This is a genomic window from Streptomyces sp. NPDC000075 (assembly GCF_040301925.1).
Taxonomy (GTDB): Bacteria; Actinomycetota; Actinomycetes; order Streptomycetales; family Streptomycetaceae; genus Streptomyces; species Streptomyces polychromogenes.
This window is the reverse complement of sequence record NZ_JBEPFL010000018.1, coordinates 58,415-72,503: the sequence shown is the minus strand read 5'-3', so window position 1 is coordinate 72,503 and position 14,089 is coordinate 58,415. Positions and strand designations below refer to the sequence as shown.

General features: G+C 73.3%; 15 protein-coding genes and 1 tRNA gene. 9 read left to right on the top strand and 7 right to left on the bottom strand.

Annotated elements, in window-relative coordinates; translation table 11 throughout:
• Positions 1–155: 155 nt before the first annotated feature.
• Complete coding sequence (locus ABT403_RS21515; protein ID WP_344156558.1) at positions 156–752, top strand: histidine phosphatase family protein; 597 nt, start codon at positions 156–158, stop codon at positions 750–752.
• Between the two features lie 26 nt (positions 753–778).
• On the opposite strand, the gene ABT403_RS21510 is transcribed toward ABT403_RS21515, so the two are convergent.
• The gene (locus ABT403_RS21510) at positions 779–2,101 is read right to left on the bottom strand and encodes an NsdA family TPR-like regulatory protein (protein ID WP_344156555.1); all 1,323 of its coding nucleotides are present in this window, start codon (positions 2,099–2,101) and stop codon (positions 779–781) included.
• Between the two features lie 234 nt (positions 2,102–2,335).
• Between ABT403_RS21510 and ABT403_RS21505 the strand changes: the two genes are divergently transcribed.
• The gene (locus ABT403_RS21505) at positions 2,336–2,773 is read left to right on the top strand and encodes a hypothetical protein (RefSeq protein ID WP_344156552.1); all 438 of its coding nucleotides are present in this window, start codon (positions 2,336–2,338) and stop codon (positions 2,771–2,773) included.
• A 25-nt stretch (positions 2,774–2,798) separates the two neighbouring features.
• Positions 2,799–3,692 (top strand): spermidine synthase, encoded by an 894-nt coding sequence (locus tag ABT403_RS21500; protein WP_425580155.1) that lies wholly within the window; start codon positions 2,799–2,801, stop codon positions 3,690–3,692.
• A 9-nt stretch (positions 3,693–3,701) separates the two neighbouring features.
• Here ABT403_RS21500 and ABT403_RS21495 read toward each other — a convergent pair whose 3' ends face one another.
• Positions 3,702–4,271, bottom strand: coding sequence for a hypothetical protein (locus tag ABT403_RS21495; protein WP_344156550.1), 570 nt, complete (start codon positions 4,269–4,271; stop codon positions 3,702–3,704).
• A 78-nt stretch (positions 4,272–4,349) separates the two neighbouring features.
• On the opposite strand from ABT403_RS21495, the gene ABT403_RS21490 reads away from it, so the two are divergent.
• The 4 genes from ABT403_RS21490 to ABT403_RS21475 all read left to right on the top strand — a co-directional run bounded on the left by ABT403_RS21490 (position 4,350) and on the right by ABT403_RS21475 (position 7,639).
• Positions 4,350–5,036 (top strand): response regulator transcription factor, encoded by a 687-nt coding sequence (locus ABT403_RS21490; RefSeq protein WP_185117278.1) that lies wholly within the window; start codon positions 4,350–4,352, stop codon positions 5,034–5,036.
• Positions 5,033–6,433, top strand: a complete 1,401-nt coding sequence (locus ABT403_RS21485; RefSeq protein WP_344156546.1) for a sensor histidine kinase — start codon at positions 5,033–5,035, stop codon at positions 6,431–6,433. Before ABT403_RS21490 ends, ABT403_RS21485 begins: the two co-directional genes overlap by 4 nt.
• Before the next feature lie 130 nt (positions 6,434–6,563).
• The gene (locus ABT403_RS21480) at positions 6,564–7,238 is read left to right on the top strand and encodes an NADPH-dependent F420 reductase (protein ID WP_344156544.1); all 675 of its coding nucleotides are present in this window, start codon (positions 6,564–6,566) and stop codon (positions 7,236–7,238) included.
• Between the two features lie 110 nt (positions 7,239–7,348).
• Entirely contained in the window at positions 7,349–7,639 is a 291-nt protein-coding gene (locus ABT403_RS21475) for a hypothetical protein (protein WP_344156845.1), read from the top strand.
• 70 nt (positions 7,640–7,709) lie between these two features.
• Here the strand turns inward: ABT403_RS21475 and ABT403_RS21470 are convergent.
• From ABT403_RS21470 to ABT403_RS21455, 4 genes are all read right to left on the bottom strand, one after another.
• Positions 7,710–7,782 (bottom strand) — tRNA-His (locus ABT403_RS21470).
• Positions 7,783–7,887: 105 nt separating this feature from the next.
• Positions 7,888–8,490 carry an oligoribonuclease gene (orn, locus tag ABT403_RS21465; protein ID WP_344156540.1) on the bottom strand — a complete coding sequence of 201 codons (603 nt, stop codon included), beginning with the start codon at positions 8,488–8,490 and terminating at the stop codon, positions 7,888–7,890.
• A gap of 96 nt (positions 8,491–8,586) precedes the next feature.
• Entirely contained in the window at positions 8,587–9,759 is a 1,173-nt protein-coding gene (locus ABT403_RS21460) for a helix-turn-helix domain-containing protein (RefSeq protein ID WP_344156537.1), read from the bottom strand.
• Between the two features lie 376 nt (positions 9,760–10,135).
• A complete protein-coding gene (locus ABT403_RS21455) occupies positions 10,136–10,459 on the bottom strand; it encodes a hypothetical protein (RefSeq protein ID WP_344156535.1) in 324 nt (107 codons plus the stop codon).
• 478 nt (positions 10,460–10,937) lie between these two features.
• On the opposite strand from ABT403_RS21455, the gene ABT403_RS21450 reads away from it, so the two are divergent.
• Positions 10,938–11,471 carry a universal stress protein gene (locus tag ABT403_RS21450; RefSeq protein ID WP_344156531.1) on the top strand — a complete coding sequence of 178 codons (534 nt, stop codon included), beginning with the start codon at positions 10,938–10,940 and terminating at the stop codon, positions 11,469–11,471.
• Positions 11,472–11,568: 97 nt separating this feature from the next.
• Complete coding sequence (locus ABT403_RS21445) at positions 11,569–12,138, top strand: GPR1/FUN34/YaaH family transporter (RefSeq protein ID WP_344156528.1); 570 nt, start codon at positions 11,569–11,571, stop codon at positions 12,136–12,138.
• An 83-nt stretch (positions 12,139–12,221) separates the two neighbouring features.
• Here ABT403_RS21445 and glmS read toward each other — a convergent pair whose 3' ends face one another.
• Positions 12,222–14,039, bottom strand: coding sequence for a glutamine--fructose-6-phosphate transaminase (isomerizing) (gene glmS / locus ABT403_RS21440; protein ID WP_344156526.1), 1,818 nt, complete (start codon positions 14,037–14,039; stop codon positions 12,222–12,224).
• Positions 14,040–14,089: the final 50 nt, after the last annotated feature.

Sequence of the window (14,089 nt, the reverse complement as noted above, 5' to 3'; positions counted from 1 at the left end):
ACTGACAATCGGGGGAGTACGGCCGAAACGGACCGGTTTACGCCGCCGAAGCGTGCACGGGCGCGGCGCGGGCCGCGCCGGCGGCTCGTGGATGATGGACGGACGACGGATTCGCGCGTCCCAGGGCGAACCACCACGGACCGGGAGAAACACAGATGGCCCCCCGCATCCTGCTGGCCCGCCACGGCCAGACGGCATGGTCCCTGCTCGGCAAGCACACCGGACGCACGGACGTGCCCCTGCTGGAGGAGGGCAGGCAGGGGGCGAAGCGGCTGGGTGAGCGGCTCGCCGGTGAGCCCTGGGCCTCGCTGCGCGGCATGGAGGTGCGCACCAGCCCCCTGGTCCGGGCGAGCGAGAGCTGTGACCTGGCCGGGTTCGGGGTGCGGGCGGAACCCTGGGACACCCTCATGGAGTGGGACTACGGCGACTACGAGGGGATGACCCCGGCCGAGATCCAGGCGGTCCGGCCGGGCTGGCTGATCTGGCGCGACGGGGTGCCCGGCGGCGAGTCCGTCGCCGACGTGGCCGCCCGTGCGGACGAGGTGGTCGCCTGGGCCCGGTCGGCCGAGCGGGACGTCCTGGTCTTCGCGCACGGGCACATCCTGCGCACCCTCGCCGCCCGCTGGCTGGGCTTCGAGGCCTCCTTCGGAGCCCGGATCCGCCTGGAGCCGACCTCCCTGTCGGTGCTCGGCTGGGCGTACGGGGCGCCGGCCCTGGAACGCTGGAACGACACCGGGCACCTGGAGGGGTAGGGGCCCACCCGGACCCGCCCGGAGGTCTACGCCTGGGCGTGGCGGGTCAGGAACGCGCCCACGCGCGGGGAGCGCTGGTGCGGGACCAGGGCGCGGGCGGTGCCCGCCAGCATGGAGCGGATCCGGGTCGACCGGACCTCCGTCAGCAGGTCCAGCACCCGCCCGCCGGCCCAGGCGGCCTCGTCGGGCGCCCCGGCGCGGGCCAGGTCGTCGGCGAGCTCGGCGGTGTAGAGGGCGACGTTCCGCGCGAAGTGCGGGTCCTGGAGGTCGGCCGCCCGGCGGGCGTGCCGGGCGGCGCGGGCGTGCTCGCCGAGCGCCGCCCAGCAGCGGGACTCCAGGGACTCCAGTTCGGCCTCGCCGAAGAAGGACATCCATTCCGGGTCGGCGGCGCGGGCCCCCCGCGCGAACTCGGCGTGCGCCCGGGTCAGCGCCTCCTCGCAGGCCCGCCGGTCGCCGAGCCCCGACCAGCCGCCCGCCTCCCGCAGGGCCAGCAGGGACAGCAGCCGGGGCGAGCCCAGCGAGCGGGCCGCGCGCAGGCCCGCCTGGGCGGCCCGCACCGATTCGCGGGGGCGCCCGCAGTCCCGGGCGAGGAAGGCCATGTTGCTGAAGGCGTGCGCCTCCAGGCCCGCGTCCCCCGCCACCCGGGCGGTGGCCAGGGCCTCGGCGTAGTGCGAGCGGGCGTCCTCGAAGCGGCCCGAGTCGTGGGCCAGCCAGCCCACGGAGACGGCCAGCTCCCCGGCCCCGGCGTGCAGCCGGTCCTCGGTGGACTGCCGGGTGGCTCCCGCGTCGAGCAGGGCGTAGGCGGTCCGCAGGGGCTGGGCGGCCCGCCGGTAGAGGGTGTCGGCGCCGTGCCGGTCGTCCAGCAGCCGGATCTGGCGGACGGCGTCCTCGACGGCGTCGGCCTCGGCCTCGCCGGCGCGGGAGGGGAGCCGGCGGCTGTCGCCGAGCAGGGTGAGGCTGAGCGTCGCGGCCGCCACGGTCGCGGAGCCGCCCGCCATGAAGGCGCGCCGCAGCACGTCGCTCTCCTTGGAACGGGGGATGAGGTGGGTGAAGACGGGCGCGGTGGGCAGGGCGCGCTGGGCGGACCGCCCGCGGACCGCCTCGCGGGGGGAGAAGCCCAGGTCGGCCAGGGTGCGGCCGGGGAACATGTGGAGGAAGACGCGCTCGTAGGCGTAGTTGGGGCAGCGGATCTCGCCCGATTCGACGCGGCCGATGTAGCGGGCGTCGCAGGAAACCGTTTCGCCGATCTCCCGTGCGGCCCGGCGCACCATGGCCGCGAACTCGGCGGGGGAGTGGGCTCCGCGCAGCCGCCGGAAGCTGGAGTTGGGTGAGTGGGGTGACGCCGCCATGGACGCTGCCTCTCTGGACATGCTCGCCCCGGAGTCGAGCGCTCCGGCGCGCATGAACGTACCGCCGGTGAGAGGGGCTCCACGCGGTGTTTGGCTACAAAACGGATATCTCACCCGCGATCCGCCATGAACTGCCATCCTTTGCGGCGTCTTGCCGCCGCACCTGTTGACGCTTCGCCGCGTTGAACCCATGCGGATACGGATCGAGGAGGGGTTCCCTTGGTGGAGGCCGGCATGGACAGCATTGGTACGAACACCGCGCCCGAGGCCGGCGCGACCCCGCTCACCGTTCAGGCGCCGGTCATGGGCTCGGCCCCGGACCTGGTGACCGTCTCCGTCCGGCAGGGGCTGGAGGCCGTGGACATCATCCGCCGTGGCGCCGGAGCGGCCGTGCCCGCGGTCGGGCCCGTCCTGCACGACGGTTCGGGCGACACCCTCGGCTTCCTGGTCCCGCCGGGCACCGCCGACGCCTGGGACCTGCCCGGCAGTGCCTGTACGCAGACCAACGGGCGCGGGATGCGCTTCGGGGACCTCGCGGCCGCGCCCACGGCGGGCGGTACGGGGTGGCTGCTGCCGCCCGAGGCGGTGGGGCCGGTCACCGATCCGGAGGTGCTGCGGGCGGCGCTCGGCGAGGCGGCCCGGCTCATCGAGGCGGCCGACAACTGTCGGTGATGCCCTGGCCAGCGATAATGGGGGCGTGGCAGGCAAGGGCATAGGCAGGGACAAGGGCAGGAACCGGGACGGGGGCCGGCGGGGCGCCGCCGAGCCGGTCGCCGGGCAGGTGGGCGGAGGTCTGGCCGAGCTGTCCCCGGACCGCGAGCGGGCCCGCGCCTGGACCCTGCTGATCGACGGGGCCCCGCAGTCCCACGTGGACCTGGACGACCCCGGCCGCCTCGACTTCGCGTACCAGCGCCGCATCGGCCACCTGATCGACCTCGTCGCACCCGCCCGGCAGCCCCTGAACGTGGTGCACCTGGGCGGCGGCGCCTTCACCCTGGCCCGCTACACGGCCGCCGCCCGCCCCCGCTCCGCGCAGCAGGTCGTGGAGATCGACGGGGCCCTGGTGGCCTTCGTACGGGAACACCTGCCGCTGGACCCGCAGGCGCGGGTCCGGGTCCGGGCGGTGGACGCGCGGGCGGGGCTGGCGAAGGTGCCGGACGGCTGGGCGGACCTGGTCATCGCGGACGTCTTCAGCGGGGCGCGCACCCCGGCGCACCTGACCAGCACCGAGTTCCTGGACGACGTACGCCGGGCCCTGTCGCCCGGCGGGTGGTACGTGGCCAACCTCGCGGACGGGCCGCCGCTGACGCACCTGCGGGGCCAGGTGGCCACCGCCGCCGCCCGGTTCGAGCGGCTGGCGCTGGCGGCGGATCCCGTCGTCTGGCGGGGGAAACGTTTCGGCAACGCGGTGCTCGTGGCCTCCGACCGGGAGCTGCCGGTGGCGGAGTTCACCCGGCGCGTGGCGAGCGACCCCCACCCCGGCCGGGTGGAGCACGGCCGGGCCCTCGCCGGCTTCACGGGCGGCGCGGCCCCCGTGTCCGACGCCTCGGCGACGGCCTCGCCCCGGCCGCCGGCCTCGGTGTTCCGCTAGGAGCCGCCGCTACGGGTCGACGGTCTCCACCGTCGGCGGGTGGTCGTGCCAGGTGCAGAACACCGACACCTCGCGGCCGTCCCTGGTGAAGGTGACCCGGATCCAGAAGTCCTGCTTCCACACCTGCACCCGCCACCCCGCCTCCGGGGTCGCCGAGACGAGGGCCGCCGAGGAGGTCCCGAGGTCGAAGACCACCCGCCCGCCCGAGACCGAGTACCCCTTCACGTTCCCGGACCCGCCCTGCGCGCCGCCCTCCTGGACCGGCCGCTGCTGCCCGGGCGGCGGCGCGGACTTCGAGCGGGCGGGCGCGGAGGGGGAGGCCGGCGCCGACGAGGCCCCCGGAGCGGACGGCGACGGCGGGGCCGGGGACGAGGGCGAGGGCGACGCGGACGGGCCGGGCGACGGCGGCGGCTCCGTGCCGCGCGTGGAGGAGGACAGCGGCCGGGTGGCCAGCGGGACCGCCAGCGGGGGATCGTAGGCCGTCCCGGACATGACGGTGCGCACACCCCACCACGACAGGGTCACGGCGGCCGCGGTCGCCACCACCCAGGCCATGGCATGTACAAGTCCTCGTCGCATCAGGGCACATACTGCACCACACGTCACAGAGCAGTCCCGGCCCCTCCCGGGGTCGCCCGAATGGACTACCGTGCGCCCATGGCTAGTGTGCTCGTGGTCGAGGACGACCAGTTCGTACGTTCCGCCCTGATCCGGCACCTGACCGAGGCCTCCCACACGGTACGGAGCGTCGGTACGGCCCTGGAGGCCCTGCGCGAGGTCGCCCACCACCGGTTCGACGTGGTCATCCTCGACCTGGGGCTGCCCGACCTCGACGGCTCCGAGGCCCTGAAGATGCTGCGCGGCATCACCGACGTGCCGGTCATCATCGCCACCGCCCGCGACGACGAGGCCGAGATCGTCCGGCTGCTCAACGACGGCGCCGACGACTACCTCACCAAGCCGTTCTCCGTCGAGCACCTCTCCGCCCGGATGGCCGCCGTCCTGCGCCGCTCCCAGGCCGCCGCGGCCGAACCGCCCCCGCGCGTGCTGCGGGTGGGCGGGCTCGCCATCGACCCGCTGCGCCGCCAGGCCGAGCTGGACGGGGCCGTACTCGACCTCACCCGCCGGGAGTTCGACCTGCTGGCCTTCCTCGCCGGGCGGCCCGGGGTGGTCGTCGCCCGGCGCGAACTGCTCGCCGAGGTCTGGCAGCAGTCCTACGGGGACGACCAGACCATCGACGTGCACCTGTCCTGGCTCCGCCGCAAACTCGGCGAAACCGCCGCCCGGCCCCGGTACCTGCACACGCTCAGGGGCGTCGGCGTGAAACTGGAGCCGCCGCTGTGAGATGGGCGCTGGTCAAGGTCTGCCTCGCCGTCACCACCATGGTGGTCGTGGCCTTCGCGGTGCCCCTGGGGCTGGTGGTGCAGGAGATGGCCAGTGACCGGGCCTTCTCCAACGCCGAGCGGCAGGCCGCCACCATGGGGCCGACCCTGTCGATCACCACCGACCCGGTGCAGCTGCGCAAGGCCGTCGAGTCCACCGAGATGGGCGCCGCCCGGCGGATGGCCGTCCACGTCCCGGCCATCGGCGGCGCCGCCCCCGTGGACATCGGCGAGGGCTGGGCGGGCGCGCACGCGGTCGAGGAGACCCGTTCCATGGGGCGCGCCACCACCGCCGGGGCCGCCGGCGGGGGCTCCGCGCTGCTCCAGCCCATCGCCCTCGGCTCCGGGGACATCGCCGTCATCGAGATCTACGTGCCGGAGAGCGAGGTCAGCAACGGGGTCGCCACCGCCTGGCTGATCCTCGCCGGCGTCGGCCTCGCCCTGGTCGTCGGCTCGGTGGCGGTCGCCGACCGGCTCGGCGCCCGCCTCGTCCGCCCGGCCGAACGGCTCGCGGACGCCGCGCACCAGCTGGGGGAGGGCCGGCTCGGGGCCCGGGTGCCCGAGGACGGGCCGAAGGAGCTCCGCTCGGCGGCCGTCGCGTTCAACTCGATGGCCGACCAGGTCGTCGAGCTCCTCGCCAACGAGCGGGAGCTCGCCGCCGACCTCTCGCACCGGCTCCGCACCCCGCTGACGGTGCTGCGGCTCAACGCCGCCTCCCTCGGCGACGGCCCCGCCGCCGAGCACACCCGGGCGGCCGTGGAGCAGCTGGAGCGGGAGGTCGACACGATCATCCGCACCGCCCGCGAACAGCGCCCGCCCGCCGCCGCGGCGGCCACGGCGGGCTGTGACGCCTCCGAGGTGATCCGGGACCGGATGGCCTTCTGGTCCGCGCTCGCGGAGGACGAGGGCCGCGAGGTGCGGCTCGCGGGCGTGGACCGCACGGTACGGGTCCCGGTGGCGCGGCCCGAGCTCGCGGCCGCCCTGGACGCCCTGCTCGGCAACGTCTTCCGGCACACCCCGGAGGCCACCCCCTTCGCCGTCGACGTGCACGACGCCGGGGACGCCGTCATCGTCCTCGTCTCGGACGCCGGCCCCGGCATCACCGACCCGGACGCGGCCCTGCGCCGGGGCAACGACGGAGCCCGCGACGGCTCCACGGGGCTCGGCCTGGACATCGTGCGCCGGGTCGCGGAGTCCACGGGCGGCGACGTACGACTGGGGCGCTCGGTGCTCGGGGGGACCGAGGTGCGGGTGTGGCTGGCACTGGACGACCGGGCCCGGCGCCGTGGCCCGGGCGGCCGCCGCGCCCGCCGGACGCGCGGCAGGCGCCGAGGCGAGCGGACCGACCCGGCGGGGTGAGGGCGCGCGGGTGCCGCGCGCGTGGAATACCGTACGGTCCCAGCCAGTTGGGGGCCGGTGTGCACCGGTCGTCCCGCCCGGCCGCATCCGCGCACGGCTCGTGTCACACCCTTCCCGATTGGACGTACGCATGCGTTACGCAGTTCTCGGCACCGGCATCGTCGGCCGTACGGTGGCCGCCCGCCTCGCCTCCCTGGGCCACGAGGTGGTCATCGGCACCCGCGACCCGCGCTCCACCCTCGACCGGGCCGAGTACGCCGAATGGCAGGAGGCCCACCCGTCGATCGGCCTCGCCGCCTTCCCCGAAGCCGCCCGGCACGGCGAGACGCTGGTCAACGCCACCGGCGGACGGGTCAGCGTCGAGGCGCTCACCGAGGCCGACGCCGCCCACCTCGACGGCAAGGTCCTGATCGACATCGCCAACCCGCTGGACTTCTCCCACGGCTTCCCGCCCCGCCTGGACCCGGTCGACGACGACAGCCTCGGCGAGCTGATCCAGCGCACCTTCCCGCAGCTGCGGGTGGTCAAGACCCTCAACACCATGAACTGCCAGATCATGGTCGACCCCGCCCGGGTCCCCGGCGAGCACTCCGTTTTCCTCTCCGGCGACGACTCCGACGCCAAGAAGGCCGTCCACGGCCTGCTGAGCTCCTTCGGCTGGCCCGACCGGTCGATCATCGACCTCGGCGGGATCGAGACCGCACGCGGCACGGAGATGCTCCTGCCGGTGTGGCTGCGCCTGATGAACGCCCTGGGCCACGCGGACTTCAACTTCCACATCCAGACGGCCCGCCCCTCCTCCTGACTCCCGTGCCCCCGTCCGGACGGACCCCGCCCGGACGGGGGCGCAGATGTTGCCGCGCCCCGGGCCCGTGCGGAGGGTGGGTGTGACGGAGGGAGCCACACGTGAGAGTCATGCTCAGGGCCCATCTGGACACGGCCGCCGCCAACGAGGGCATCAAGACCGGGGCGCTGGTCCAGGCCCTGCGGAAGTTCATGGAGCGGGTCCGGCCGGAGGCGGCCTATTTCGGTCTCCACGAGGGCGTGCGCTCCTGCTGGATCGTCTTCGACCTCCAGGACAGCGCCCAGGTGCCCCTGCTGACCTGGGACCTGTTCAGCCGCTTCCACGCCGAGGTGGAGATCTCCCCGGTCACGACCGGGGAGGAGCTGACGGAGATCCTCTCCGAGGTCCGCACCCTGGCCTAGCCCCCGGCCCCGCGCCCCGGAACACGCGGAAGGCCCCGGCTCGCTCGCGCGAACCGGGGCCTTCCCACAGGGTGAGTGACGGGACTCGAACCCGCGGCCACCTGGACCACAACCAGGTGCTCTACCAACTGAGCTACACCCACCATGTCCGGTCGTGGAACGACCGGCCGAAGAAAAGGGTACAGGGTCCGGGAGGGTGCTCGCTCCCCCCTTTCCCCGCACCCCCTCCCGCGGTGTCCCCGGCGGTCCTACTCGCCGGCGACCACGTGCTTGGCGGCGATGGCCTTGGCCGTGTCCGAGTCGGGCCCGGGCTGCGGGACGAAGACCGCCTCGCGGTAGTAGCGCAGCTCGGCGATGGACTCCTTGATGTCCGCGAGCGCCCGGTGGTTGCCGTTCTTCGGCGGGCTGTTGAAGTACGCCCGCGGGTACCAGCGGCGCGCCAGCTCCTTGACCGAGGACACGTCCACGATCCGGTAGTGCAGATGGCCCTCCAGCGCCGGCATGTCGCGCGCCAGGAAGCCGCGGTCGGTGCCGACGGAGTTCCCGCACAGCGGCGCCTTCCGCGGCTCCTTGACGTGCTCACGCACGTACGCCAGGACCTGCGCCTCCGCGTCGGCCAGGGTCGTGCCGCCGGCCAGCTCGTCGAGCAGGCCGGAGGCGGTGTGCATCTCGCGCACCACGTCCGGCATGTTCTCCAGGGCCGCGTCCGGCGGGCGGATCACGATGTCCACGCCTTCGCCGAGCACGTTCAGCTCCGAGTCGGTGACCAGTGCGGCCACCTCGATAAGTGCGTCGTCCGTCAGCGAGAGCCCGGTCATCTCGCAGTCGATCCACACCATGCGATCGTTCATGCGCCCCACCTTATGCCGAAGGCCCCCCGCGGTGGTGTCCGGCCGATGCGGGGGGCCTTCGTCATGTGTCTTCCGGACGGTTCCGGACGGGGGGTGCTACGCGTGCTCGCGCAGTACCCGGCCCGGGGCGTACAGCTCCGTCACGCTCGGACCGGAGGCGGCCAGAGCCGCCGCGGCCCGCTGGGGCTGCGGGGTGCGCTGGTGCGGCAGCGGGGTCCCCGAGATCTCCGAGACGGGGGACACGTCGGCCTGCGGCCGGCGCGCCCGGTAGGCGGAGCGGTAGGCGGCCGGGGAGGAGCCCAGCTGCCGGCGGAAGTGGCCGCGCAGGGCGACCGGCGAGCGGAAGCCGCAGCGTCCGGCGACCTCGTCGACCGAGTAGTCGGAGGTCTCCAGCAGCCGCTGGGCCTGGAGCACCCGCTGGGTGATCAGCCACTGGAGCGGAGCGCTGCCGGTGAGCGAGCGGAACCGCCGGTCGAAGGTGCGCCGGCTCATGTAGGCGCGGGCGGCCAGCGTCTCCACGTCGAACTGCTCGTGGAGGTGTTCCAGGGCCCAGGCGACGACCTCGGCGAGCGGGTCGGCGCCGATCTCCTCGGGCAGCGACCGGTCGAGGTAGCGCTCCTGGCCGCCGGTGCGGCGCGGCGGGACGACGAGCCGGCGGGCCAGTGCCCCGGCCGCCTCGCTGCCGTGGTCCGTGCGCACGATGTGGAGGCACAGGTCGATTCCGGCCGCGGTGCCCGCGGACGTCAGCACGTCGCCGTCGTCGACGAACAGCTCGCGCGGGTCGACGTGGACGGACGGGTAGCGCTTGGCCAGCGTCGGCGCGTACATCCAGTGCGTCGTGGCGGGCCGGCCGTCCAGCAGCCCGGCGGCGGCGAGCACGAACGCCCCCGTGCACAGGCCGACGATCCGGGCACCCTCCTCGTGTGCCAGCCGCAGGGCGTCGAGCGCCTCCGGCGGCGGCGGGGAGGTGATGGAGCGCCAGGCCGGGACGACGACCGTGCCCGCGCGGGCGATGGCCTCCAGTCCGTACGGCGCCGTCAGTTCGAGTCCGCCGGTGGTCCGCAGCGGACCGTCCTCCCCGGCACACACGAGCAGTCGGTAGCGCGGTACTCCGGCGTCCTGGCGGTCGATGCCGAACACGGACAGCGGAATGGAACTCTCGAAGATCGGACCGCCGCTGAACAGCAGCACGGCGACGATCTCTCTGCGGCGACGCCCCGCGAGCTTCCTGCCCGCGTCGGCGATGACTGCGGTGGAATCCTGGCTCATGGCGCTAAGCCCCCCTTGGGTGTCGCGACTCCTTGGTCTGGTCGCACCTGCACGTTTCCCCTCGGCCTTGCACGTGGATCCCCCGCCGTAAATACATGATCGAATCTACTGCGTCCCGTGGTGTCGGCGTGACAAGTTCAGCACGCACCGCTATGTCGACTTGGCAACTTGGCGAAAAGCATTCGATCAGGAAGCGTTCCACTCCGCTACCCGCAGGGGAACCTTGCGATCCGGTCGTGGCCAGTACCCATGGGGTGTTTTCGCCCCCTTCGCTCTGTCGTCGCTGGTGGTAGGGGGGTTGGGGGGACATTCCGGCAAGGGAAGCACCCAGTCCGGAAGTTGGCTGAAAACAACCGGGTGTGTACGTGCGAATCGGTCAGTCGTGAGGGGACGCGCCCGGGGAGCCGTGGCAGCCGCGGTGCGCGCCGGACCCGCTGCGGGAGTGCCGGCCGCGGTGCCCGTGCGCGAGCGGCTCCTCCGCCGCGACCCGTACGGCGGCCCGCGCGGTCTTCTCCGAGTGCCGCAGCAGCACCCGGCAGGCGGCCGTGACGGCCGCCAGCCCCAGGGTCGCCACGGCGGCCCCGCCGTACGAGGTCCCGTAGACCACCAGGACCACGGGTACGAGCAGGCAGCTGAAGGCGGCCCAGCGCACCACGTCACCCGCAGGGTCGTCAGCGGGCCGCCCGGCGGCGGACCGCACGGACGGGTGAAGCCGGGGGCGGGCCGGCGGGGGGAGCGGAGCGGGGCGCCCGGAGGGGGCGGACCGCGTCGGCGGAGCGGGCTGGACGGGCTGGACGGGGTGAACCGGATGGCCGGGCACGGCGTACTCCCTGCGGGCTCTTCCTGGACGGTCGGACTCCTGTCCAACGTCCGCGCGCAGGTCCCGGTCACTGCGCGCACGGGTGGCGCGGGGGTCTTCGGTCACTGGCTGTAGGGGACAGCGGCCATTGCCAAGGGGGCTCGGCTCCGGCATGCTCCCTTGGACGCTCTCCAAGGGCGGCATGCCCTGTGCAGGACGGGAGTGTCGCCGTACCCTGGTGGGTAAGGGCTTGGAAAGATGCTTCCTGGACAGAGCTCCGTCACGCAGCGTCGCCAGAACGCCCTCGTCATCGTCAGAAAGCCCGAGTCGCCGAAACCGCCCCTGTCGCTTCCCCCGAGGACTTTTCGCCGAGACATCCATGGCCGGTCACGAATTCTTCGAACCCGCGGACCGCAAGCGCAAACATCACCTCGCCGATTCCGTATCGAGCGACCTGCGCGCGGTGGAACAGACACGCATGCCCTGCGACCCGGCCTTCCGGCACGGAGTCGTCGTGGGCTTCGACGGCTCCACGTCCAGCGAGCGCGCCCTCGCGTACGCGATCGGCATGGCCCGGCGCTCCGGTTCCGGCCTGATCATCGTGCACGTGGCGAACCGCCTCCCCACCACGGTGTGGGCCGGCTGCGAGCCGCCGGTGTTCGTGGACGTCCCCGACCACCGCACCGAGGTGCTGGGCCTGGAACTGGCCTGCGCGGACTACCTGTCCGAGGTGCCGTGGATCCTGGTCGAGCGCGGCGGCGACATCTGCCACGAGCTGGAGGAGGTCGGCCGGGAGTACTCGGCGGACGCGATCGTGGTGGGCTCCACCCACGGCATCGTCGGGCGGATCTTCGGCTCGGTCGCGGGCCGGCTGGCCAAGCGCGCACAGCGACCGGTCGTTGTCATTCCGTGACCGCCTGTATTCCGGTTGTGCGGTTGTGAACCCGCGTAAAGGGTAGATAAGTGCTGCTGGGACGCAGCAAACAACTGCAGATCGAAGGGAGCCCGCCGTGGACAATGGTGTCTCTGCGGGAAGCACGGCCTCGACTTCGACCCTGGGGAACATCGCCCTGGGTCTCACCCTTCTCGCGTTCGGTATCGGCCACACCGGCGTCCTCTCCGGTGTCACCGCCGCCAACTCCGTGTCGCTCGCGATGTACGTCGGCGGCGCGGCCCTCTTCCTCCTCGGCCTCCTCGAGTACCGGGGCGGCGACGGATTCAACGGCACCGCCTTCGCGGGCCTGGGCGTCTTCTGGTTCACCTGGGCCAAGGGTGCGGGCGCCTCGGTGTCCGACGAGGCAGCCGGAACGTTTCTGGTCCTCTTCGCGATGCTCGCGCTGACCCTCGCCCTCGCCGCCGCCGGCGGCCTGTTCGGGCAGGGCGTCTACGGGCTCCTCACCCTCTCCCTCGTCCTGCTGGCCATAGGCGCCTTCGCGGACAGCGCGGGCCTGGCCAAGGCGGGCGGCTGGGTCGCCGCCGTCTCCGGGCTGCTGGCCTGGTACGGGGCCACCGCCGCGCTGGCGCACTGGCCGACGGCCTTCGGCAAGGTCTCCGGAAGGGGTGCGGTCGCGGCGGGCTGAACCCCGCCCGCACCGCGGGCACGACGGGCAGGGGCGCCACCGGATCACCGGTGGCGCCCCTGTCGTGTGCCGGGGTGCGGCTGCTACTCGACCGTGACCGACTTCGCCAGGTTGCGCGGCTTGTCGATGTCCCGGCCCAGGGCCAGGGCGGTGTGGTACGCCAGCAGCTGGAGCGGGATGCCCATCAGGATCGGGTCCAGCTCGTCCTCGTTCTTGGGGACGAGGATCGTGTGGTCGGCCTTCTCCTGCATCCGGTGGGCGACCGCCAGGATCCGGCCGCTGCGGGCCTTGATCTCCTCCAGCGCCGCGCGGTTCTTCTCCAGCAGGTCGTCGTCCGGGACGATCGCGACCGTCGGCATCGCCGGCTCGATGAGCGCGAGCGGGCCGTGCTTGAGCTCGGAGGCCGGGTAGGCCTCGGCGTGGATGTAGGAGATCTCCTTCAGCTTGAGGGAGGCCTCCAGGGCCACCGGGTAGCCGCGCACCCGGCCGATGAACATCATCGACTTGGCCTCGGCGTACTCGGCCGCCAGCTTCTTGATGTCCTCCTCGCCCTCCAGGATCTCCTGGATCTGGCCGGGGAGCTTGCGCAGGCCCTCGATGATCCGCTTGCCGTCGGCGACGGACAGGTCGCGGATGCGGCCCAGGTGCAGGGCGAGCAGGGCGAAGGCGGTGACGGTGTTCGTGAAGCACTTGGTGGACACGACGCAGACCTCGGGGCCGGCGTGCACGTACACGCCGCCGTCGGCCTCGCGGGCGATGGCGGATCCGACCACGTTGACCACGCCGAGGACGCGCGCGCCCTTGCGCTTGAGCTCCTGCACCGCCGCGAGCACGTCGTAGGTCTCACCGGACTGGGAGACGGCGATGTAGAGGGTGTCGGGGTCCACGACCGGGTTGCGGTAGCGGAACTCGGAGGCCGGCTCGGCGTCGGCGGGGATGCGGGCGAGGCTCTCGATGAGGCCGGCGCCGATCATGCCCGCGTGGTACGAGGTGCCGCAGCCGAGGATCTTGACCCGGCGGATGCCGCGCGCCTCGCGCGGGTCCAGGTTCAGGCCGCCCAGGTGGACGGTGGAGAAGCGGTCGTCGATCCGGCCGCGCAGCACGCGGTCGACCGCGTCGGGCTGCTCGGAGATCTCCTTGTGCATGTAGGTGTCGTGGCCGCCCATGTCGTAGGAGGCGGCCTCCCACTCCACGGTCTCGGGCGTGGCGGTGGTCGTCGTACCGCTCGTGGTGTAGGTGCGGAAGTCGTCGGCCTTGAGGGTGGCCATCTCGCCGTCGTCGAGGGTGACGACCTGGCGGGTGTGGGCGACGAGCGCGGCGACGTCCGAGGCGACGAACATCTCCTTCTCGCCGATGCCGAGGACGACCGGGGAGCCGTTGCGGGCGACGACGATGCGGTCGGCGAAGTCGGCGTGCATGACGGCGATGCCGTAGGTGCCCTCGACGACCTTGAGCGCCTCGCGGACCTTCTCCTCCAGGGTGACGGCCTGGGAGCGGGCGATCAGGTGGACGAGCACCTCGGTGTCGGTCTCGGAGACGAAGACCACACCGTCGGCCTCCAGCTTGGCGCGGAGCTCGGCGGCGTTGTCGACGATGCCGTTGTGGACGACCGCGACCTTGTTCTCGGCGTCCAGGTGCGGGTGCGAGTTGAGGTCGCTCGGCGCGCCGTGGGTGGCCCAGCGGGTGTGGGCGATGCCGGTGGTGCCGGCGAAGCGCTTGGGGACGCGGGACTCCAGGTCACGGACCCGGCCCTTGGCCTTGACGACCTTCAGGGCCGCCGACTTCGGGCTGTTGACGACGATGCCCGCCGAGTCGTAGCCGCGGTATTCGAGCCGCTGGAGGCCTTCCAGCAGCAGTGGTGCCACGTCACGCTTGCCGATGTAACCGACGATTCCGCACATACGGTGTTGCCCCTCCTGAAGTTCGGTGTCCGTGCCCGGAGACGATGCGG